We start from the raw sequence: 20,009 nt of genomic DNA on the forward strand, positions 1-20,009 counted from the left end.
CTCGGTGCGCCGTGCGAGGCGCTCACGGACCCGCCACCCGCGCCTCGGCGAGCGCACGCGCGCGCGGGTTGTACGCCGCGGGCGCGACGTCCAGGAAGCGCCGGAACCAGTCCTTCGCCTCGCCGGTCCGGCCCGTTCGGGAGAGCAGCACCGCGAGGTTGAACGCGGCCTCGGGATAGTCGCCCCGCAGCCGGAGCGCCTCCCTCAGCTCGGGCTCTGCCTCGTCGGCCCGCCCGAGCGCGAGCAGCGTCGCGCCGAGCTGTTCCCGCGGCCACGGCAGCGAGGGGTCGAGCGCGATCGCTCGCCGGAGCGGCCCGAGCGCCTCGACCCGGCGCCCCTGCTCCACGAGCGCGGCTCCCAGCAGGTGGTGCGGGCGCGCCTTGCCCGGCGCCTTCGAGGCTGCGTCTGCCCAGAGTGAGACGGCGTCCGTCCAGACGAGATTTCGCTGGTGCGTCGCCACCGCGAGGACCGCCGCGAGGAGCGCCCCGGCCACGAGCGCCGCGCGGAGGGGCCGCTCGGGCGAGAGCCGGCGGCCCAGGAGCGCGATGCCCACGCCGGCCGCGACGAAGAACCCGACCGATGGGAGATAGACGCGATGCTCGTTGATGACGTCGACGATCGGGATGACGCTCGACTCGACCGAGAGCGTCAGGAACCACCAGCCGATGCAGAACGCGACGAGCCGCGCGGCGCCATCGAGCGGGCGTGGCGAGTCCCGGCGCGTTCGCCAGGCCAGGTACCCTGCGCAGGCTGCGAGGACGGCGAGCACCGCGAGCGAGAGCGCCACCTCGGGCGCGGCGAACGACGTGTAGATCGGGTACTCGTGGTCCACGCTCTGCCCGATCGGGAGGAGCAGGAGCGACACGTAGGTGACGACGACGGCGATCTCCGTCCGCAGGTAGTCCAGGCGGCCGACGGCCGTCTGGACGCGAGTCGCGCTCGCGGCGCGCTCCATCGTCTCCCCGACGCGCAGGCCGAGGTCGACGTTCGTGAGCGGGATGATCGCGGCGGTCGCGATGAACGGGAGGAGCAGCGTCCAGCGCCGCCGGGCCGGTCCGAAGAACGCGAGCTCGTACAGCACGATGGCGAACGGGAGCGTGAACGCGATCTCCTTCGTCCGCATCGCCAGCACCGCGCAGGCGAGCGCGCCCGCGTACAGGCCGGCGGCGCTAGGGCCGCCTTCGCCGCGCTCGCGCCGGAGCCTCCACGCACCGTACAGGACGACCGCCGCCAGGTAGAACAGGGTGGCGAGCGACGTGAAGCGCTGGACGACGTACGTGACGGCCTGCGTCTGGATCGGGTGGACGATGAAGAGCGCGGCCGAGACGAGCGCGATGACCGGCGCCGAGCCGGCGAGGGACGAGCGGCGCAGGCGTTCGGCACGGAACGTGAGGACGACGAGCGCGTAGACGAGCGCGCCGTTCAGGGCGTGCACGCCGACGTTGAACAGGTGGTAGCCCGTGACCTCGAGACCGCCGAGCCGGTGGTTCAGGGCGAGGGTGAGGTAGCCCACCCAGCGGTTCGGCATGGCGCGGTACCCGGCGCCGCTCCCGAGGTAGTTCGCGAGGTCGCGGATGAGCGGGGCGTCGCGGATCTGCTCGACGTCGTCGAAGACGAACGCGCCCCCGAGCGCGTTGGCGTACGCCGCCGCGGCGAGGGCCGCCAGCGCGACGAGCGCGGCCGCGTGCGCGAGCGATCGCGGCGGACGCGCGGGGAGCGCTCCCGCGGCGGTGGGCTCGGGGAAGGCGTCCATTCGGAGGCTCCTCGCGCCCGCGGCGGGCGCTAGCGGAAGTCGCGCCGCTCGAACACCGTGGCGGCGATCGCGAGCGCCGCGCCGGCGTAGAGCGCCGCGTACAGGCACGCGACCCAGGACGCGACGGCAGGTGGCGTGCGGTAGATGACCTGCTCGTTGAGCGAGAGCGCGGAGAGGTTCGGGAGGAGGTACCAGATGGCCTTGCCCAGGCGTGCGCCGGGGCCGTGCCAGAGCGTCCGGAGGTCGTTCGAGAGGTGTCCGGCGATCGTGATGGCGAGGGCGAAGATCGCCGCGAGCGTCGGGGTCGTGACGGAGGAGAAGAGGAGGGCCACCGCGGCGACCACGAGGAACTGGACGCCCAGCATCGCGAACGCGGCGAGGAGCGCGCCGTCGATCGGCCGCAAGGAGCCCGCGTCCAGGACGAGGAGCGCGGAGAGGGTGAGCGCCATGACGGCGAGGTTCAGCCACAGCGTGCCCGCGAGCCCGACGTAGCGGCCGAGCAGGTACTCGGAGCGCGACACCGGCTTCGCGACGACCGGATACAGGACGCGGCGGTCGACGTCGCCCGCGACGAGGCTCGCGCCGAGGAAGATCGCGGTGAGCGATCCCATGACCTCCATGGCGGTGAGGCCGAGGTCGCTCGCGATCCGGTGGGTGTCGCCGATGGTCAGCGAGGACACGAGCAAGCTCGCCACGACGAGGAGGAGCGCGAAGAGCAGCAGGTTCACCTGGATCTTCCGCCGGAGCGCCTCGCGGACGGTGACGGCACCGATGGCAACGACGTTCATCATGGCTGCGCGTGCTCCATGGCCTTGAGCCGGCCCTGCGCCTCGTACATCGCCGCCGTGCGAGCGGCCCCCCCGGCGGGCCTCTCGAACCGGCGCTCGTGGACGGTCGAGTGGACGCGGCCGGCCTCGTCGAGGAAGTACTCGCCGCCGAACGGGTCGGCGGGGAGGGAGCTCACGAGCCCCTCCATGACGAGCTGCACGGGCGTGATCGGGCGGACGCCGATCTGCCGGGTGTACGCCTCCGCGGCCGCCTCGAGCCTCGCGGCGTCGCGCTCGAGGTGGGCCTGGGCGAGCTGCTTCTCGAGCGCGCGCCGCGTCTCGTCGTCCTCCGCGCGCGCGTACAGGTGCTCGAGGAACGAGATCGCCGCGCCCGGAGCGTCGCCCTTGACGTACATCGCGAGCACGTAGTCGCGCAGGTGGGCGGGTGCGCCCGGCGTGCGCGCCGCCCGCTCGAAGTACCGGCCGGCGAGCGCGTAGTCGCCCTCGTAGAGGAAGGCGTTCACCGCCCGGTGGAACGGCAGGATGTAGCGATCCGGGACGTTCTCGAACCCCTTCTCGAGAATGGCGTTCGAGTCGGCGATGAGGCCCGCGCTCGCGAGCTGATTGCCGGTCACCTGGTAGGCGTACCCGTGCTTCGGGTCGAGGTCGGTGACGAGCTCGGCCAGCGGACGGAGCCGATCCCAGCCGCGCTCGTCCCCGCGCGGCTCACCGACGTACTGGACGGTGCGCAGCCAGTTGAGGTTCGCGACGAGGGTCGGATGGCCGAGGGAGAGCCAGCGCATCGCGTTCGACGACGGGACGAAGGCGACGTCGTAGATGCGCGCCGCGCCCGCGTCGATGCGGCGCGCCACCGCCGCCGTCCCGGCGGAGAGCGCGACCGCAAACAAGAGGAGGGAGACGCTCCGGCGCATGCGTGGGGGGAAAGAGAAGGCGGCGTCTCCCGCTGGAAGACGCCGCCCAGTATACGGTCGAGCTGCGCTGCTTAGAAGATCTGGTCGCCCGAGGCGCCCACGGTGACCGCCTGACCGTAGGGCGGGCTCGAGCCGTCCGGCGTGGTCGCACCCGTCACCGCGCAGGTCGCCGCCGTGGGGGTGGTGGTGGGCGCGCCATCGGAGCCGAGCGTCGGCTTGTAGAGGACGACGCACGCGTTCGAGCCGCCGCCGGCGAGGTCGCCGTCGATGTCGGACTCCGCGAACACCGTCAGGTTGATGCCGCTCGTGTTGGCCGTGAAGCTCGAGGTGCCGATGTGGTAGCAGCCGTAGGTGTTGCCCTCGATCACCCAGTCGATCTGCTGCGCCGTCGAGAGCGCGGCCGCGGTCCACGGCTGCTTCGTCGTGCCCGGCGTGCAGCCGTCGGCGGGGAGGGTGCCGAGCGCGTAGTACTGGCCGGCGACGCCGCCGAGCTCGCGCTCGCCCTGGCGCAGCGCCTCCTCCGACTTGAAGACCGATCCCACGTTCTCCTTCAGCTCGCTGAACTTGGCGCGGAGCTGGTAGCGGAGGAAGTTCGGGATCGCGATCGCGGCGAGGATGCCGATGATCGCCACGACGATCATGAGCTCGATGAGGGTGAAGCCCTTCGCAACCTTCTTCATGTGAAGCCTCCCTGAGGTACGTCGGAGTGCGAGCCAGGTCGCCCGCGGCCGACCGATGGGCCGAGCGTGCCCGGCTGCCTGCCCCCTCAAGCATGGGCGGTGCCACGCCCCGGGTCGCGTGCAACCGCCCGGAAGGACGAGGCGCGCTCGCCTCACGCCGCTGCCGCTCCTCGGCAGCGGGTCAGGCGCGCTGACGTTTTCCGTCAGCTGGGAGCGGAAGCCCGCTCCTTTGACACCATCCCGGCGGGCGTCGATCATGCGCGCGATGATCCTGCGCACCGAGGGGCTCTCCAAGGAGTTCGCCGCCGGCTTCCTCCGCCGTCGCGTGCAGGCGGTCCATGACCTCACGCTCTCCGTCGACGAGGGCGAGATCTTCGGGTTCGTCGGCCCGAACGGCGCCGGCAAGACGACGACCATCAAGATGTTGATGGGCCTCATCTATCCCACGAGCGGGCGCGCCTTCATCTTCGACGCCCCGATCCCCAGCGCGCGCGCGAAGAGGCGCATCGGCTACCTCCCGGAGCACCCCGCCTACTACGACTTCCTCACCGGGCGCGAGGCGCTCCGCTTCTTCGCCCGCCTCTCCGGCGTCTCCGCGGCCGAGCGCGACCGGCGCTGCGACGAGCTCCTCGGCATGGTCGGCCTCGCCGACGCCGCCGGCCGGCAGATCCGCAAGTACTCGAAGGGCATGCAGCAGCGGCTCGGGATCGCCCAGGCGCTCGTCGGCGATCCGGCGTTCGTGGTGCTCGACGAGCCGATGAGCGGCCTCGATCCGGTCGGACGCAAGGAGATGCGCGACCTCATCCTGGCCCTCAAGCGCCAGGGCAAGACGGTCTTCTTCTCGACGCACATCCTCCCGGACGTCGAGACGCTCTGCGATCGCGTGGGCGTCATTCTCGGTGGCAAGCTCCGCGACGTGGGCCGGCTCGAGGACCTCCTCTCCGCGAACGTCCGCTCCGTCGAGCTCACCGCGCTCGTCCCGCCCGCCGCGGCGCCGGTCCTCTCACCGGGCCGCATCGTCCGCGCCGACGCCGACCGGCTCACGGTCGCCTTCGACGACGAGGCGCACGCAGACGCGGCCGTCACGGCCATCGTACACGCGGGCGGGCGCGTGCTCTCCCTCACCCCGCATCGCGACACGCTCGAGGACTTCTTCGTGCGCCGGCTGGCGGAGACGCAGGCCGCGCCGGCGCCCGTGGCCGCGCGCAAGGCCTCCTAGCCCGATGCCCCCCGACGCGAGCGTCCCGCCCGTCCTCGCCGCCGCCTGGTTCACGGTCCTCGGCGCCGTCCTCGGGAGCTTCCTCAACGTCGTCATCGCGCGCGTCCCGGCCGGCCTCTCGATCGTCCGGCCCGGGTCGCGCTGCCCGCGCTGCGGCAGGCCCATCGCCTGGTACGACAACGTCCCCGTCCTCTCGTGGCTCGTCCTGCGGGGGCGCTGCCGCGGCTGCGCGCTGCCCATCTCGATCCGATACCCGCTCGTCGAGCTCCTCGGGGCCGCGGCGGGCTACCTCGCCTGGCGCCGCCACGGCGTCTCGGCCGACGCCGGCACGGAGCTGGCGCTCGTCCTCGCGCTCCTCGCCCTCGCCTTCATCGATCTCGACACCTGGCTCCTGCCGCACGCCATCACCTGGCCGCTCCTCGGCGCGGGCGTGCTCGCCTCGGCCCTCGGCTGGAGTCCTGCGCCGTCGCTCGCGTCGTCGCTGCGGGGGGCCGCCGCCGGCTGGGGCACGTTCGCGCTCCTCTCGTGGGGCGGCGAGAAGGTCCTCCGGAAGGAGGCGCTCGGGTTCGGCGACGTCTGGCTCCTCGGCGGGCTGGGCGCGTGGCTCGGGCTCGGGGCCCTCCTCCCCGTCGTGCTGCTCGCCTCGGTCCAGGGGAGCGTCGTCGGGATCGCGCTCGTGCTGCTCGGGAAGGGCGAGACCGGTGAGCGGCCACTGTCTCCGGGCGCTGAGGTCGCTCCAGCCGAGGGCGAGGCCCCCGGTGGCGAGGCGGAGCCGCGGCTCGAGGCGCCGCTGGCCGAGCTTCCGCCGGCCGAGGCCGAGGCCGAGGCCGAGCCGGACGCGACGGCTGCGGCACCCCCCGGGCCCGGCGACGGCCAGTCCACCCCGGCGGCGGAGCACCCCTCCGCCGACGAGGACTGGATCCCGCCGAGGAACGCGGTCCCCTTCGGCCCGTTCCTCGCGCTCGGCGCGCTCGAGTGGCTCTACGGCGCCGCGCTTCTCGCGCGCGCGTTCCCCGCGCTCGGCGCGTTCCGCTGAGCCATGCGCCCGGGTGTCCGCCCCGTCCTCCTCCTCGATCTCGCCGCGGCGGGCGCGGCGACGGCCGCGGTCGTCCTCGCCGCCGGGCTCCCGCTCGCCGCGCGCGGCGCGCTCACGCCGCTCGCGCTCGCGCTCGTCGTCCTCGCGGGCGCCGGCGCCGGGCTCACGTTCGGGGCGGTGCTCCTCTTCCGCGCGGTCGCGCGCCCCGTGGATCGGCTCCTCGGGGCGGCCGAGCGGCTCGGCGCAGACGCGCGCGCGGACGCGCTGCCGCTCCTCGCGCCTCCCGGCGAGCGCGCCGCCCCGGAGGGCCGTGGCGTCGCCGGCGCGGCGGTCGCGTTCGAGCGGCTCGCGGGTGCGCTCTCGGAGGAGCGGGTCCGCCTCGCGGACAAGGTGGGGGAGCTCGAGCGCGCGAACGCGGCGCTCCTGGACGCGCGGGAATCGCTCGTACGCGCCGAGCGGCTCGCCACCGCCGGCCAGCTCGCCTCGGGGATCGCCCACGAGGTCGGGAACCCCCTGGGCGCGATCTCCGGCTACGCCGAGCTCGCGCGGGCGCGGTTGCGCGATGGCGGCCCCGCGGCGCTGGCCCAGGCCTCGGAGTTCGCCGAGCGCATCGCCGCCGAGACGGCGCGGATCGACCGGATCGTCCGCGACCTGCTCGATCTCGCGCGGCCGAGCGCGCCGGAGGTGCGGCCCGTCGACGTCCGCGGACCGCTCGACGCGGCGCTCCGCCTCGCGCGCGCGCAGCCGCGCTTCCGCGCGGTGGAGGTGACGGAGTACGTCCCGGCGGAGCTGCCGCCCGTCCTCGCCGACGAGCAGCGGCTCGCGCAGGTGCTCCTCAACCTGCTCCTCAACGCGGGGGACGCGATGAGCGGCGCGGGCGCGGTGCGGGTGAGCGCGCGCGAGGACGGCGCGGTGATCGAGCTCGCCGTCGAGGACCGCGGCCCGGGCTTCGCCGTCGCGGACCTGCCGCGCGTCTTCGAGCCCTTCTTCACGACCAAGCCGGCGGGGCAGGGCACCGGGCTCGGCCTCGCGATCTGCCGCGGCATCGTCGAGGCGCTCGGCGGCGAGATCCGCGCCGAGAACCCGCCCGGCGGGGGCGCGCGCGTGGTCCTCCGGCTCAGGGCGGCGGCGGGCGGCGCCGAGGGGTGAAGGACCGTGGCCGGGGGGCGTGGTGGACGCGTGATAAGGTGCGCGCGTGACGTTCCGCAGCGTCCTCGTCGTCGACGACGAGCCCTCCATGCGCCACCTGCTCTCCGTGATCCTGACGGATCACGGCCGGGAGGCGCGCGCCGTCGCGAGCGCCGGCGACGCGCTCCGCGAGCTCGAGCTGCGCGAGTACGACCTCGTCCTCACCGACGTTCGGATGCCAGGCATGGACGGGCTCGCGCTGCTCCGGGAGATCCAGCGGCGCGAGCCGGAGCTGACCGTCATCGTGATGTCCGCCTACGGCGCCCACGACGCGGCGCTCGAGGCGATGAAGGCGGGCGCCTACGACTTCCTGTCGAAGCCCTTCAAGCCCGACGAGGTGCTGCTCGTCCTGCGCAAGGCGGAGGAGCGCGAGCGGCTCGCCCGCGAGAACCGGCGGCTGCGCACCGAGCTCGCGGCCGAGTACCGACCCGAGGCGATCGTCGGGGCGTCCGAGGCGATGCAGGGCGTCCTGCGGCAGGTCGCGAAGGTCGCGCCTCAGAAGACGACGGTGCTGCTCGAGGGCGAGTCCGGGACCGGCAAGGAGCTCGTCGCGCGCGCGCTCCACGAGCGCTCGCCGCGCGCGGCCCTCCCGTTCGTCGCCGTGAACTGCGGGGCCATCCCGGGCGAGCTGCTGGAGTCCGAGCTCTTCGGCCACGTGAAGGGCGCGTTCACCGACGCGTCGCGCAACAAGAAGGGGCTCGCCGCCGAGGCCGACGGCGGCACGCTCTTCCTCGACGAGATCGGCGAGCTGCCCTTGCACCTCCAGGTCAAGCTCCTCCGCTTCCTGCAGGAGGAGGAGGTCCGCCCGGTCGGCGACACGCGGGCGCGCAAGGTGGACGTGCGCGTCGTCGCGGCGACCGCGCGCGAGCTCGCCCGCGCCGTCGCCGACGGCCGCTTCCGCGAGGACCTCTACTGGCGGCTCAACGTGGTCGGCGTCCGGCTGCCGCCGCTGCGCGAGCGCCCCGAGGACGTCCCCGCGCTCGCCGCGCACTTCCTCGCCCGCTACGGGCGGCTCCGCCCCGAGCTCGCGGGGATGTCGTTCTCCCCCGAGGCGGAGGAGGCGCTCCGGGCGCACCGCTGGCCCGGCAACGTCCGCGAGCTCGAGCACGTGGTCGAGCGCGCGGTCGTGCTCGCGGAGGGGGCCGTCATCGGCGAGGAAGACCTGCCGGACGCGGTCCGCGGCGGCGCGGCCCGCGCGGCGCCGCCGGTCGCGCTGCCGGACGACTCCCTGTCCGTGAAGCGCGCCATCCGGGCGGTGGAGGAGCAGCTCATCCGCGCCGCGCTGGAGCGGACCGGCGGGAACCGGACGCGGGCGGCCGAGCTGCTCGAGCTCTCGTACCGGGCGCTCCTCTACAAGATCAGAGACTACGGGCTCGGGTAGCCTCGCTCGCGCTCGGTCGAGGTCGAGGTCGAGGTCGCCGCGCGCTGGACGCGGCCCTCCATTCCCCCGCCCGTCAAGATCCCGGCACGCACGACGAGTGAAAGCTATCAATTAGATATCACTCGATCTCGGAGGCGCATCCTTTCCCCACACCTGCCGATACGCGCACAGGTCGCTTTCTTGATCCCTTCATCGGCCTTGGCTTAGCGTGCGCTCGCATGCCTGCCCGACCGTCCAGACAGCGAGCCGACGCGCACCGGCGCGCCGTGAACAATGTCCGGCGGCTGCGCGAGGAGCAGCTCCTCACGAAGGCCGAGCTCGCGCGCATGGCCGGGGTGTCTCCGCTGACGGTCGCGCGCATCGAGAGCGGCCTCGACTGCCGCATGGACACGCAGCGCAAGATCATCCTCGCCCTGGGCCTCACGCCCTCCGATCGCTTCAAGGTCTTCGCACGCGGCCGCGGAGGGCGCGCGTGACCTACCGTCAACCGGACGCCGGGCGCCGCCCGGCCGTCGCCTGAAGGGAACCGCCATGGCGAAGAGGAAGCTCGCCGTCGGCCTCGACATCGGCTCGTCCGGCGTCAAGCTCGTCCAGCTCAAGGAGAAGAAGGGCGGGTACGCGCTGCAGGCGTTCGGGACCGCGCCGCTGCCGCCCGAGGCGATCGTGGACGGCGCCCTCATGAACTCGGGCGCGATCGTCAGCGCCATCCAGGAGCTCGTCGCGCAGCAGAAGGTGAAGACGAAGGAGGTCGCCATCGGCATCGGCGGCCACTCCGTCATCATCAAGAAGATCTCCATGCCGCGGATGACGCAGGAGGAGCTCGACGAGTCCATCCAGTGGGAGGCGGAGCAGTACATCCCCTTCGACGTGAAGGACGTGAACATCGACACGCAGATCCTCTCGCCCGAGGCCAACGCCGCCGGCCAGATGGACGTCCTGCTCGTCGCCGCGAAGAAGGACATGATCAACGACTACATGTCGGTCTGCGCGGAGGCCGGGCTCACGGCCACCGTCGTCGACGTGGACGCGTTCGCGGTGCAGAACGCGTACGAGGCGAACTACGACCTCGACGGTCAGACGGTGGTCCTCATCAACGTCGGCGCGGCGGTGTCGAACATCAACATCCTCTCCGGTGGCGCGACGACCTTCACCCGCGACATCACCATGGGCGGGAACGCCTTCACCGAGGAGATCCAGAAGCAGCTCAACATCTCCTACGACGAGGCCGAGGCCCTCAAGATCGGCGGCCAGGGCGAGACCGACGCGGTCGTCCCGCAGGAGGTCGAGCGGGTGATCCAGGCGGTGGCCGAGCAGATGGGCGGCGAGATCCAGCGCTCGCTCGACTTCTTCGCCTCGACCTCGGGCGACGCGCGCATCGCGCGCGTCTTCGTGTCGGGCGGGACGGCGCGCATCCCGGCGCTGCAGAAGGTGCTCGAGGCGCGCGCAGGCGTGCACGTCGAGCTCCTGAACCCGTTCAGGAACGTGGACGTCGACAGCCGCAGGTTCGACACGAGCGCCATCATCGCCGCCGGGCCGTCGGTGGCGGTCGGCGTCGGGCTCGCGCTCCGCAGCGCGGGGGACAAGTAGCCATGGTCCGGATCAACCTCCTCCCGGCGGCCCGCGTCTCCAAGAAGAAGGAGGCCGGCAAGCAGCAGCTCCTCCTGTTCGCGCTCGTGCTCGTGCTGGGCATCGTCCTCAACTACCTGTGGGCCGCCTCGCGCGCCGATGCGCTCGCCATGAAGCTGGCGAACATCAAGCGGACCAAGGACGAGATCGCGCAGCTCGACCGGATCATCGGCGAGGTCAAGAACATCAAGGAGCAGCAGGCGCAGCTCCGCGAGAAGCTGCAGATCCTCGAGCAGCTCAAGACGGCGCGCACGGGCCCGGTGAAGATGCTCGACGAGCTCGCGACGCTCACGCCGAAGCGGCTCTGGCTGAGGAAGCTCGACGAGAAGGCGGGGGCGGTCACGCTCGACGGCACCGCCGCCACCATCGACGACGTCTCGGAGCTCATGGCCGCGCTCAAGGGCTCGACCCAGTTCCGGAACGTGGAGCTGAAGAAGACCTCGGCCAGGCTCGAGAACGGCTTCCGCGTGGTCGACTTCTCGCTGACGGCGTCGGTCGCCTACGCCGCGCCGCCCGAGCCGCCGCCCGGCGCGAAGGCGAGCGCAGCCGGGAGGAAGGGTTAGCGCCATGGACCAGCTCATCGAGCGGATCGCCAAGGCGCCGGTCGGCGCGAAGCTCGCCGCGGTCGCGGGCGCGGTGATCCTCCTCACCGTGCTCAACTACTTCGTGATCTCCCTGCGGCTCGGCCCGTCCATCTCCGAGGTGAACGAGCGGGCCGTCCGGGCCGACCTGGAGCAGGCCAAGCTCGACAAGGAGTTCACCGAGAAGACGGCGATCGCGAACAACCTGAACCAGTTCCGCCGGGAGAAGGAGCTGCTCGAGCAGCAGCTCCGCGAGGCCCTCGCCGAGCTCCCGGACGAGAAGAAGGTGGACGAGCTGCTCTTGCTGTTCCAGGATCGGGCGCAGAAGGCCGGCCTCGAGATCTCCACGATCGAGCCGAAGTCGCCGGTGAACGAGAAGTTCTACGCCCGGCTGCCGATCCCGATGGCGGTCACGGGCAACTTCCACGAGATCGCGACCTTCTTCGACTCGCTGGGCCGCATGCGCCGCATCGTGAACGTCACCGACATCGTCCTCGACTCGCCGAAGGATGTGAACGGCAAGATGGTCCTGAACGCGAAGTTCCTCGCGACCGCGTTCATGTTCATCGATCCGAGCGCCGCGGCCGCGAAGCCCGGAGGAGCGAAGAGATGAGCCCGCGTCGCATCGCCCTCGCGGCCGCCGCGGCGCTCCTCGCCGCCTGCGGAGGTTCGCCCCCGCCGGCCGCCCGGCCCCCCACGAAGCCGGCCGCGGCGGCCACGTCCGCCGCGGGCGCCGCGCCGGGCTCGGCCTCAGCGGCCCCGAAGGCCGCGGAGAAGCCCGCGCCGGAGTGGGCCTACACCTCCGTCGGCAAGCGCGATCCCTTCCGTAGCTATCTCAGCGAGCTCTCCAAGCAGGGTGGCGAGCTGGCGACTCGGTGCGCCACGCCGCTCGGGAAGTTCGAGCTCGAGCAGCTCAAGCTCGTCGCGATCGTGACCGGACTCGAGGATCCCGTGGCCATGGTGCAGGCGCCGAACGGCGTCGGGTACACGCTGCGCCGCGGCGCCTGCATCGGAAAGAACGGGGGCACCGTGGCCGCGGTCCGCTCGGGCGAGGTCGTCGTCGCCGAGTGGGCCATCCGCGCCGACGGCACCCGCGACCGCACAAAGACCGTCATCCGCCTCCCGCGCGAGGCGGCGCTGAACCTCGAGGAGTAGCACCCATGAAAATCCACCTCCTGCGCCTCGCCGTGGTCCTCTCGGGCGCCCTCGCGGTTCCAGCGCTCGCCGCCGAGCCGAACGCGATCCGCGCGCTCGACGTCGCCGAGCGCGACGGCGCGATCGAGGTCGCCATCCAGGGGAACCGGCCGCCTTCCTACACGGTCTTCAAGCTCCAGGATCCGCCGCGGCTCGTCGTGGACCTCGCGGGAGCGGACGTCTCGAAGCTCGCCTCGCCCGTCGCCGTGAAGAAGGGCGGCGTGGCGGAGATCACGACCGCGCAGTACCAGGACGACCGGAACGCGGTCGGGCGCGTCATCGTCGCGCTCGACGCGGCCCGCCCGTACGAGGTCACGCCGCGCGGCGACGCCGTCGTCGTGCGGGTGCTCGCGGAGGGCGCGAAGCCCTCGAGCCCTGGCGGATCGACCGAGGCCGGTCATCCCGAGCGAAGCGCCTCCGCGCCCGCGGAGGCGCGGAGTCGAGGGACCCCGACCGCGACCCCGACCGTGACCGCGGCAACGGCCGCGACCGCGACCGCGACCGCGACCCAGGGGGCGGACGACCACGTCGTCTCCCGGCGCGTGGACGAGGGCGGCGCAGGCTCGGCGCGGACGCTTCGCGCCGTCCGTCCGGGCAAGGACGGCCTGACGCTCGCCACCGACGGCGAGCTCGGGCGGATCGAGATCCTCGAGCTGCGTGACCCCGCTCGGCTCGTGCTCGACCTGCACGGTGTGACCCGCGCGCCGAAGGGTGCCGTGAAGCTCGCGGGTGCGTTCACGCAGGTCCGCTTCGGGAAGGACGACGGCAAGATCCGCGCGGTGCTCGACGCCGCGGGCGAGCTGCCGAAGTACGAGGTGAAGCGCGTCGCGGGTGGCCTCGCGATCGTCGCGGGGACCGACGGGCAGGTCGCGAAGGCGACGCCGATCGGCTCTCCTGAGGCCGGTCATCCCGAGCGTAGTCGAGGGACCCCGACCCCGACCGCGGCCGCTAGCCCGACCGCGGCCGTCACCGCGAAGAAGGCCCCGGCCACGCGCGCCCAAATCTCCGACGTCCGCTTCGGCCAGCAGGGCAAGGCCGCGCGCATCGAGATCGGCGGCAAGGCGCGCTACACGCTCTCCCGCCCCGACCCGCGCACGATCGTGCTCTCGCTCGAGGACGCCGAGATCCCGAAGAAGCTCGAGCGCTCGCTCGACACGAGCGCGTTCCAGGGGCCGGTGCTCATGGTCTCCTCCTTCAACCAGCCGTCCACCGGTCAGGTGAAGATCGTCGCCACGCTGCGCGGCGCGGCGAAGGACGAGCTCGTCGAGACGAAGGGCGGCCTCGCCTGGACGTTCTCCTCGGCGGAGAAGGACGCCCCCGCGGCCTCCCCCGCCCCGGTCCCGGAGGTGCGCGCCAGCGAGGCGCAGGCGGCAGGCTTCGCGGCCGAGGCCCCGGCGTACGCGCTCTCCGGCGCTCCGCAGGCGCGCGGCTACACCGGGCGTCGCATCACCCTCGACTTCCACGACATCGACATCCGCAACCTGCTGCGCCTCATCGCCGACGTCTCCAAGAAGAACATCGTCGTCGCCGACGACGTGAACGGGAAGGTGACGGTCTCGCTCCGCAACGTGCCCTGGGACCAGGCGCTCGACCTCGTCCTCAAGGCGAAGGGGCTCGGCAAGGAGGAGATGGGGAACGTCATCCGCATCGCGAGGTTCGACGAGATCGCGAAGGAGCAGCTGGCGCGCGCCGAGGCGGAGAAGGCCCGCATCCCGCTCATGCCGCTCAAGGTCCGGATCATCCCGGTGAACTTCGCGCGCGCCGGCGACGTCTCCGGCCGCGTGAAGGACGTGCTCACCGAGCGCGGCTCGGTCTCCACCGACGAGCGCACCAACGTGCTCATCGTGAAGGACGTCCAGGAGGCGCTGGTGCGCGCCGAGGGGCTCGTGCGGAACCTCGACACCGAGATCCCCCAGGTGCTCATCGAGAGCCGCATCGTCGAGGCCTCCTCGAACTTCAACAAGGCGCTCGGCGTGCAGTGGGGCGGCAACACCTCCTTCACGCAGGTGACCGGCAACCCGACCGGCCTCGCCTTCCCGAACAACGTCGCCGCCGCGGGCGGCGCCGGCCCCGGCAACAGCTTCGGCACCGCGGCGAACCCGAACTACGCCGTGTCGCTGCCCGCGCCGGTGGGTGACGGGCAGGGCGGCGCCCTCGGCCTCGTCTTCGGCTCCGCGGGCGGCGCGTTCAACCTGAACCTGCGCCTCTCCGCCCTCGAGAACAACGGCGTCGTGAAGACCATCTCCGCGCCGAAGATCGCCACCATCGACAACAAGGAGGCGACCATCGGCCAGGGCATCTCGATCCCGTTCTCGCAGGTGTCGGCGTCCGGGGTGAACACCACCTTCATCGAGGCGAAGCTCGAGCTCAAGGTGACGCCGCACGTCTCCGCGGACGGCTCGATCCTCCTCAAGATCAAGGCGACCAACAACCAGCCGAACCCCCAGCTCACGGGCGCCAACGGCCAGCCCTCGATCTCGAAGCGCGAGGCGGAGACGGAGGTGCTGGTGAAGGACGGCGAGACCACGGTCATCGGCGGCATCTACACCCGCCAGACCTCGAACCGCACGAGCGAGGTCCCGTTCCTCGGCAAGCTCCCGCTGCTCGGCTACTTCTTCCGGAACACGAGCGAGCAGGATGACCACACCGAGCTCCTCATCTTCATCACCCCCCGCATCCTCAACCGGGCGACCGCGGTCGCCGCGGGGAACTAGGAGCTGCCCATGAAGACGAGACTCGCGGCCCTCGCCCTCGCCTCGCTCGCGCTCGCCTGCGCCGACAACGGCGGATCGATCCAGCCCTTCGCCATCTGCGCTCCGCCGGACGACGTGGTGTGCTCGTTCAAGGGCACGTGCGACATGCAGCACATGGGCCCGCTCGCGATGGATCCCGCACAGACGACCCAGCTCATCGTGTTCATGCAGGTGAACAACCAGCTCGCGGACAACGCCGACCTCTCCGCGGGCCGCGTGAACACCAACGACGCCTACGTGACCGAGTACGAGGTCGAGTACTCGGGCGTCGCGAGCGGTACCTCGGCGGGGCGGACGCAGGGAGTCGTGCCAGCCGGAGCCAGCACGATCATCGGGCTGGTGCTTCAGCCGCCGCCGGTCCCAGGGCAGCTCGTCGCGAAGATGAAGCTGAAGGGCAAGTTCGCCGACCAGTCCACGTTCGAGACGGCGGCCTACGAGGCGCCGATCCTCATCGGCCCGGTCGGCGCACCGGCGTGCCCCACGGGCGAGGTCCTGAAGGGCACCTGCCCGGGCAACCTCGGCCAGATCCCGCTCGGCGTCGCGTGCGAGGCGCCGCCCACCACCCCCACTCCTTGACGCGCCGCGTTCCGGCCGAACGCTTGACGTTCAGCGCGCGGGCGGGCTAAGTACGACCCCGCTCCGCGCGTCCGTGCTCGTAATGACGGAGGTTTTTTGCCGGCGGAGCCTTCGCCCATGAGCTTCCGCGCCCATCTCGAGCAGGTCTGCCGGAGCGTCGACGGTGCCGTCGCGTGCTCGCTGATGGGCATGGACGGGATCGAGGTCGACACGCATCTCACCGGCCTGGGCGACGTCGCCGACGTGCGCTCGCTGCTCGTCGAGTACTCGGGCGTGCTCCGCAGCGCGCGAGAGGCGGCCGGGGCGCACGAGGCGGGCGGCGTGGCGGAGGTGTCGATCTCGACGGATCGGCTCCTCGCCGTGGCCCGGCAGGTCTCGCCGGAGTACTTCATGGTGGTCGCGCTCACGCCTGGCGGGAACCTCGGGAAGGCGCGCTACCTGCTCCGCGTCACCGCGCCGAAGCTCGAGGAAGAGCTCTAGCGGACGGGCGGCCGACCGTCGGGACAGGCAGCCCCCGCTGCCGGAGCGCGGCGGGGCGGATCATCTTTCACATCGGACCTTCGAAGGAGCGACACAGCAATGGCCGACACGCTCGACACCTCGGCGTTCCGCCGCGGCCTCAAGATCGAGATCGATCGCGAGCCCTGGGAGATCATCGAGTTCCAGCACGTGAAGCCGGGGAAGGGCTCGGCGTTCGTGCGGACGCGCATCAAGAACCTCGTGACCGGTCGGACGATCGACAAGACGTTCAAGTCCGGCGACGTGGTGGGCAAGCCCGACATCGAGGAGAAGGAGATGCAGTACCTCTACCGGGAGGGCGAGCACTTCAACTTCATGGACAACAAGACCTACGACCAGACGTTCCTCACCGAGGAGCAGATGGGCGAGGCAAAGAACTTCATCAAGGACAACACCACCACGCACATCCTGTTCTTCAACGGGAAGGCGATCGGCGTCACCCTGCCGAACGCGATGGATCTCAAGGTGGTGAAGTGCGATCCGGGCATCCGCGGCGACACGGTGTCCGGCGCCACGAAGCCCGCGACCCTCGAGACCGGCTACGTCGTGAACGTGCCGCTCTTCATCAACGAGGGCGAGATCCTCCGCATCGACACCCGCACCGGCGAGTACCTGACCCGCGTCGCCGGCTAGCCGCCGCACCGTCCCAGGACCGAAGGAGACCCACTCGATGGCGACCCGCCCGCTGAAGCAGCAGCCCTCGCAGGAGCCCGCGCGCACCCCGGAGAACGGCGTGGGGCAGGGCTTCTCGATGGAGGACGTGAAGAAGCTCGTGCAGCTCGTCGAGAAGAGCGACGTCACGCACATCGCGTGGCAGCGCGGGCCGGAGAAGGTCGTCATCCGCCGCGGCGCGCTCGCCGCGTCCGGCTCCGTCGCCTTCCACGCCGCGCCGGCCGTCCACGCCGCCCCGGTGGCGGCCCCGGTGCCGGCGCCTGCCGCGGCGCCCGCGCCCGCCGCCGCGAAGGCGGAGCCGAAGACCGACAAGCCCGGCACGATCGTGAGCTCGCCGTTCGTCGGCACGTTCTACCGAGCGCCGTCGCCGGACTCGCCGCCCTTCGTCGACGTCGGGCAGAAGGTCAAGAAGGGCCAGACGCTCTGCATCGTCGAGGCGATGAAGCTCATGAACGAGATCGAGGCCGAGATCGACGGGACCATCGCCGAGATCCTCGTCCAGAACGCCACGCCGGTGGAGTTCGGCGAGCAGCTCTTCCGCATCGTCCCGGGCTAGTCGCCCGCGGGAGCCTACCGCATGTTCAAGAAGGTCCTCGTCGCGAACCGGGGCGAGATCGCCCTCCGGGTGATCCGCGCCTGCCGCGAGCTCGGCGTCGCCACCGTCGCGGTCCACTCGACCGCCGACGCCGAGTCGCTCCACGTCCGCTTCGCCGACGAGGCCATCTGCATCGGGCCGCCGCAGTCCCGGGACAGCTACCTCAACGTCCGGGCGCTCCTGTCCGCCGCCGACGTCACCGGCGCCGACGCCATTCACCCCGGGTACGGCTTCCTCTCCGAGAACGCGGAGTTCGCGGAGCTGGTCACCGGGATGAACCTCAAGTTCATCGGACCCCGGCCGGACATGATCCGGCTCATGGGGAACAAGGTGGCGGCGCGCGAGGCGGCCGAGAAGGCCGGGCTCCCGCTCCTCCCCGGTGCGCGCGGGAAGCTCAAGGACTCCGAGGAGGCCGAGCGGGTCGCGGAGGAGGTCGGCTACCCCGTCATCCTCAAGGCGGCCGCCGGCGGCGGCGGGCGCGGCATGAAGATCTGCCGCGACCGCAGCCAGATCCGCCACCTCTTCGACACCGCGAGCAACGAGGCGCTGGCCGCGTTCGGCGACGGCTCGATGTACCTCGAGCGCTACGTCGAGGAGCCGCGCCACATCGAGCTGCAGATCGTGGCCGACGAGCACGGCCGGGTGATCCACCTCGGTGAGCGCGAGTGCTCGGTCCAGCGGCGACACCAGAAGATGATCGAGGAGGCGCCCTCGCCCGCCGTCACGCCTGCGCTCCGCCGCGAGATGGGCGAGGTGGCGCTCTCGGCCATGAGGAGCATCGGCTACAACAACGTGGGGACGATCGAGTTCCTCATGGACGAGAAGGGCCGCTACTACTTCATGGAGATGAACACGCGCATCCAGGTGGAGCACCCGGTGACCGAGCAGGTCTACGGGCTCGACCTCCTGCGCGAGCAGATCCGCCTCGCCGCGGGCGAGCCGCTCGAGCGGACCCAGGACTCGGTCGTGCCGCACGCCCACGCGATCGAGTTCCGCGTGAACGCGGAGGATCCGGTCACGTTCGCGCCGTCGCCCGGCAAGATCACGGGCTACCACCAGCCCGGCGGCTACGGCGTGCGCGTCGACACCATGGCGTACGAGCAGTACAAGGTGCAGCCCTACTACGACTCGCTCGTCGCCAAGCTCGTCATCACCGGCGCGACGCGCGAGATCGCCATGCAGCGGGCGGCGCGGGCGCTGCACGAGTACGTCATCGAGGGGATCAAGACGAACATCCCCTTCCACAAGCGGGTCCTCGCTCACGCCGGCTTCGCGGGCGGTCAGTACGACACGCGCATCGTCGACCAGATCCTGAACCCGCCCGCGCCGGTCGAGGCGCCGCCGAAGACCCCGGCGGCGGGGTAGCCGCGCGGGCCCGGAGCGCGCCGCCGCGCGCGCCTCCGCGGCCGCCTGAAACACCCGAATTCCTATGTAGGTTCGCGGGGGTGGCTCCTTGACCGCCCCCGGACCTTCCATTACGCTCGACGCCGCCCCTGGGCCCCTTCCGTCGGCGCCGGTGCGCCGGTGCGCACATGCTCGGGGACCCCCCAGCGCAGCGAGACCCCTCGGCCCGATGGCTGTCGACAAGAACAAGATCATCGCCGAGGCGACGAAGCACGTTCAGAAGGGGGCGTACGACAAGGCGATCAAGAGCTACGAGAAGATCCTCGCGGAGGACGCCAAGGACGTCCGGATCCTCCTCAAGGTCGGTGAGCTCCACCAGAAGAAGGGCGACGACAAGGCCGCCGCCGCCGCGTTCCAGAAGGTCGCCGAGACCTACGCCGAGCAGGGCTTCTTCCTCAAGTCGGTCGCCGTCTACAAGCAGATCGTGAAGCTCGACCCGGACGACGTCCGGGCCAACGAGCGGCTCGCCGCGCTCTACCAGCAGCTCGGGCTCATGAGCGACGCGATGGCCCAGCTCCAGACCGTCGCGGCCGCGCACGAGAAGGCGGGCGATCTCGGCCGGCTCACCGAGGTCCTCCGCCGCATGGTGGAGCTCGACCCGGACAACATCGCGTCGTCGATCAAGCTCGGCGAGATGCAGGCGCGCGCCGGTCAGGCGGCGGCGGCCCTCGAGTGCTTCCGCCGGGCCGCCGCCTACCTGAAGCGGAACAGCCGCGCCGACGAGTACCTCAAGGTCGCGGAGCGCATCGCGGTGCTCACGCCCGACGACCACGCGCTCACCCGCGAGCTCGCGCACATCTACCTCGGCAAGGGCGACACGAAGCGCGCCCTCGCGAAGCTCCAGCTCTCCTTCAAGGTGGACGCGAAGGACGTCGAGACGCTGCAGCTCCTCGCGCAGGCGTTCCGCGACCTCGGCCAGACCTCCAAGACGCTCTCCGTCTACAAGGAGCTCGCCCGCGTCCACGAGGAGCGCGGCCGCGCGGGCGACGCCCGCGCCGCCTGGCGCAAGGTCCAGGAGCTCGCGCCGGACGACCCGGACGCAGCGGCGGCGCTCGGCGCCGGCGCCGGCGCGGCGCGGCGCGTGGCCCCGGCTCACCCGGCGGCGACGCCGCTCGCCTTCGGCCCCACGTTCA

20 protein-coding genes are annotated in these 20,009 nt (G+C 71.9%); 16 read left to right on the forward strand and 4 right to left on the reverse strand.

Annotated features, from left to right (window positions below):
• Positions 1-22: 22 nt before the first annotated feature.
• The 4 genes from MNY62_RS03000 to MNY62_RS03015 all read right to left on the reverse strand — a co-directional run bounded on the left by MNY62_RS03000 (position 23) and on the right by MNY62_RS03015 (position 4,132).
• Complete coding sequence (locus MNY62_RS03000; RefSeq protein WP_242342612.1) at positions 23-1,753, reverse strand: tetratricopeptide repeat protein; 1,731 nt, start codon at positions 1,751-1,753, stop codon at positions 23-25.
• 29 nt (positions 1,754-1,782) lie between these two features.
• Entirely contained in the window at positions 1,783-2,544 is a 762-nt protein-coding gene (locus MNY62_RS03005) for an ABC transporter permease (RefSeq protein ID WP_242342613.1), read from the reverse strand.
• Positions 2,541-3,452, reverse strand: coding sequence for a tetratricopeptide repeat protein (locus tag MNY62_RS03010; protein WP_242342614.1), 912 nt, complete (start codon positions 3,450-3,452; stop codon positions 2,541-2,543). The genes MNY62_RS03005 and MNY62_RS03010 overlap by 4 nt, the downstream gene beginning before the upstream one ends.
• Before the next feature lie 71 nt (positions 3,453-3,523).
• On the reverse strand, positions 3,524-4,132 hold the full coding sequence (locus tag MNY62_RS03015; protein ID WP_242342615.1) for a type IV pilin protein: 609 nt from the start codon (positions 4,130-4,132) through the stop codon (positions 3,524-3,526).
• Between the two features lie 265 nt (positions 4,133-4,397).
• Between MNY62_RS03015 and MNY62_RS03020 the strand changes: the two genes are divergently transcribed.
• The 16 genes from MNY62_RS03020 to MNY62_RS03095 form a co-directional block, all read left to right on the forward strand.
• Complete coding sequence (locus tag MNY62_RS03020) at positions 4,398-5,351, forward strand: ABC transporter ATP-binding protein (protein WP_242342616.1); 954 nt, start codon at positions 4,398-4,400, stop codon at positions 5,349-5,351.
• A 4-nt stretch (positions 5,352-5,355) separates the two neighbouring features.
• Complete coding sequence (locus MNY62_RS03025) at positions 5,356-6,387, forward strand: prepilin peptidase (protein ID WP_242342617.1); 1,032 nt, start codon at positions 5,356-5,358, stop codon at positions 6,385-6,387.
• Between the two features lie 3 nt (positions 6,388-6,390).
• Positions 6,391-7,536 (forward strand): sensor histidine kinase, encoded by a 1,146-nt coding sequence (locus tag MNY62_RS03030; protein WP_242342618.1) that lies wholly within the window; start codon positions 6,391-6,393, stop codon positions 7,534-7,536.
• Positions 7,537-7,582: 46 nt separating this feature from the next.
• Positions 7,583-8,956, forward strand: a complete 1,374-nt coding sequence (locus MNY62_RS03035) for a sigma-54-dependent transcriptional regulator (RefSeq protein ID WP_242342619.1) — start codon at positions 7,583-7,585, stop codon at positions 8,954-8,956.
• 266 nt (positions 8,957-9,222) lie between these two features.
• On the forward strand, positions 9,223-9,432 hold the full coding sequence (locus MNY62_RS03040; protein WP_242342620.1) for a helix-turn-helix transcriptional regulator: 210 nt from the start codon (positions 9,223-9,225) through the stop codon (positions 9,430-9,432).
• A gap of 55 nt (positions 9,433-9,487) precedes the next feature.
• Entirely contained in the window at positions 9,488-10,543 is a 1,056-nt protein-coding gene (gene pilM, locus MNY62_RS03045) for a type IV pilus assembly protein PilM (protein WP_242342621.1), read from the forward strand.
• Between the two features lie 2 nt (positions 10,544-10,545).
• Positions 10,546-11,145, forward strand: coding sequence for a PilN domain-containing protein (locus MNY62_RS03050; RefSeq protein ID WP_242342622.1), 600 nt, complete (start codon positions 10,546-10,548; stop codon positions 11,143-11,145).
• A 4-nt stretch (positions 11,146-11,149) separates the two neighbouring features.
• Positions 11,150-11,776, forward strand: a complete 627-nt coding sequence (locus MNY62_RS03055) for a type IV pilus inner membrane component PilO (protein ID WP_242342623.1) — start codon at positions 11,150-11,152, stop codon at positions 11,774-11,776.
• Positions 11,773-12,318, forward strand: coding sequence for a pilus assembly protein PilP (locus MNY62_RS03060; RefSeq protein ID WP_242342624.1), 546 nt, complete (start codon positions 11,773-11,775; stop codon positions 12,316-12,318). The genes MNY62_RS03055 and MNY62_RS03060 overlap by 4 nt, the downstream gene beginning before the upstream one ends.
• A gap of 5 nt (positions 12,319-12,323) precedes the next feature.
• The gene (pilQ, locus tag MNY62_RS03065; RefSeq protein ID WP_242342625.1) at positions 12,324-15,071 is read left to right on the forward strand and encodes a type IV pilus secretin PilQ; all 2,748 of its coding nucleotides are present in this window, start codon (positions 12,324-12,326) and stop codon (positions 15,069-15,071) included.
• 9 nt (positions 15,072-15,080) lie between these two features.
• A complete protein-coding gene (locus tag MNY62_RS03070; protein WP_242342626.1) occupies positions 15,081-15,686 on the forward strand; it encodes a hypothetical protein in 606 nt (201 codons plus the stop codon).
• A 117-nt stretch (positions 15,687-15,803) separates the two neighbouring features.
• Positions 15,804-16,166, forward strand: a complete 363-nt coding sequence (locus tag MNY62_RS03075; RefSeq protein ID WP_242342627.1) for a roadblock/LC7 domain-containing protein — start codon at positions 15,804-15,806, stop codon at positions 16,164-16,166.
• Between the two features lie 99 nt (positions 16,167-16,265).
• Positions 16,266-16,838, forward strand: a complete 573-nt coding sequence (gene efp, locus MNY62_RS03080) for an elongation factor P (protein WP_242342628.1) — start codon at positions 16,266-16,268, stop codon at positions 16,836-16,838.
• Positions 16,839-16,875: 37 nt separating this feature from the next.
• Positions 16,876-17,433, forward strand: a complete 558-nt coding sequence (gene accB, locus MNY62_RS03085; RefSeq protein WP_242342629.1) for an acetyl-CoA carboxylase biotin carboxyl carrier protein — start codon at positions 16,876-16,878, stop codon at positions 17,431-17,433.
• A gap of 21 nt (positions 17,434-17,454) precedes the next feature.
• Positions 17,455-18,837, forward strand: coding sequence for an acetyl-CoA carboxylase biotin carboxylase subunit (accC, locus tag MNY62_RS03090; RefSeq protein ID WP_242342630.1), 1,383 nt, complete (start codon positions 17,455-17,457; stop codon positions 18,835-18,837).
• Positions 18,838-19,045: 208 nt separating this feature from the next.
• The coding region (locus MNY62_RS03095; protein ID WP_242342631.1) for a tetratricopeptide repeat protein at positions 19,046-20,009 on the forward strand (964 nt) is incomplete at its 3' end.

The sequence above is a fragment of the Anaeromyxobacter terrae genome, assembly GCF_022690685.1.
In the GTDB taxonomy this organism is placed as follows: domain Bacteria; phylum Myxococcota; class Myxococcia; order Myxococcales; family Anaeromyxobacteraceae; genus Anaeromyxobacter; species Anaeromyxobacter terrae.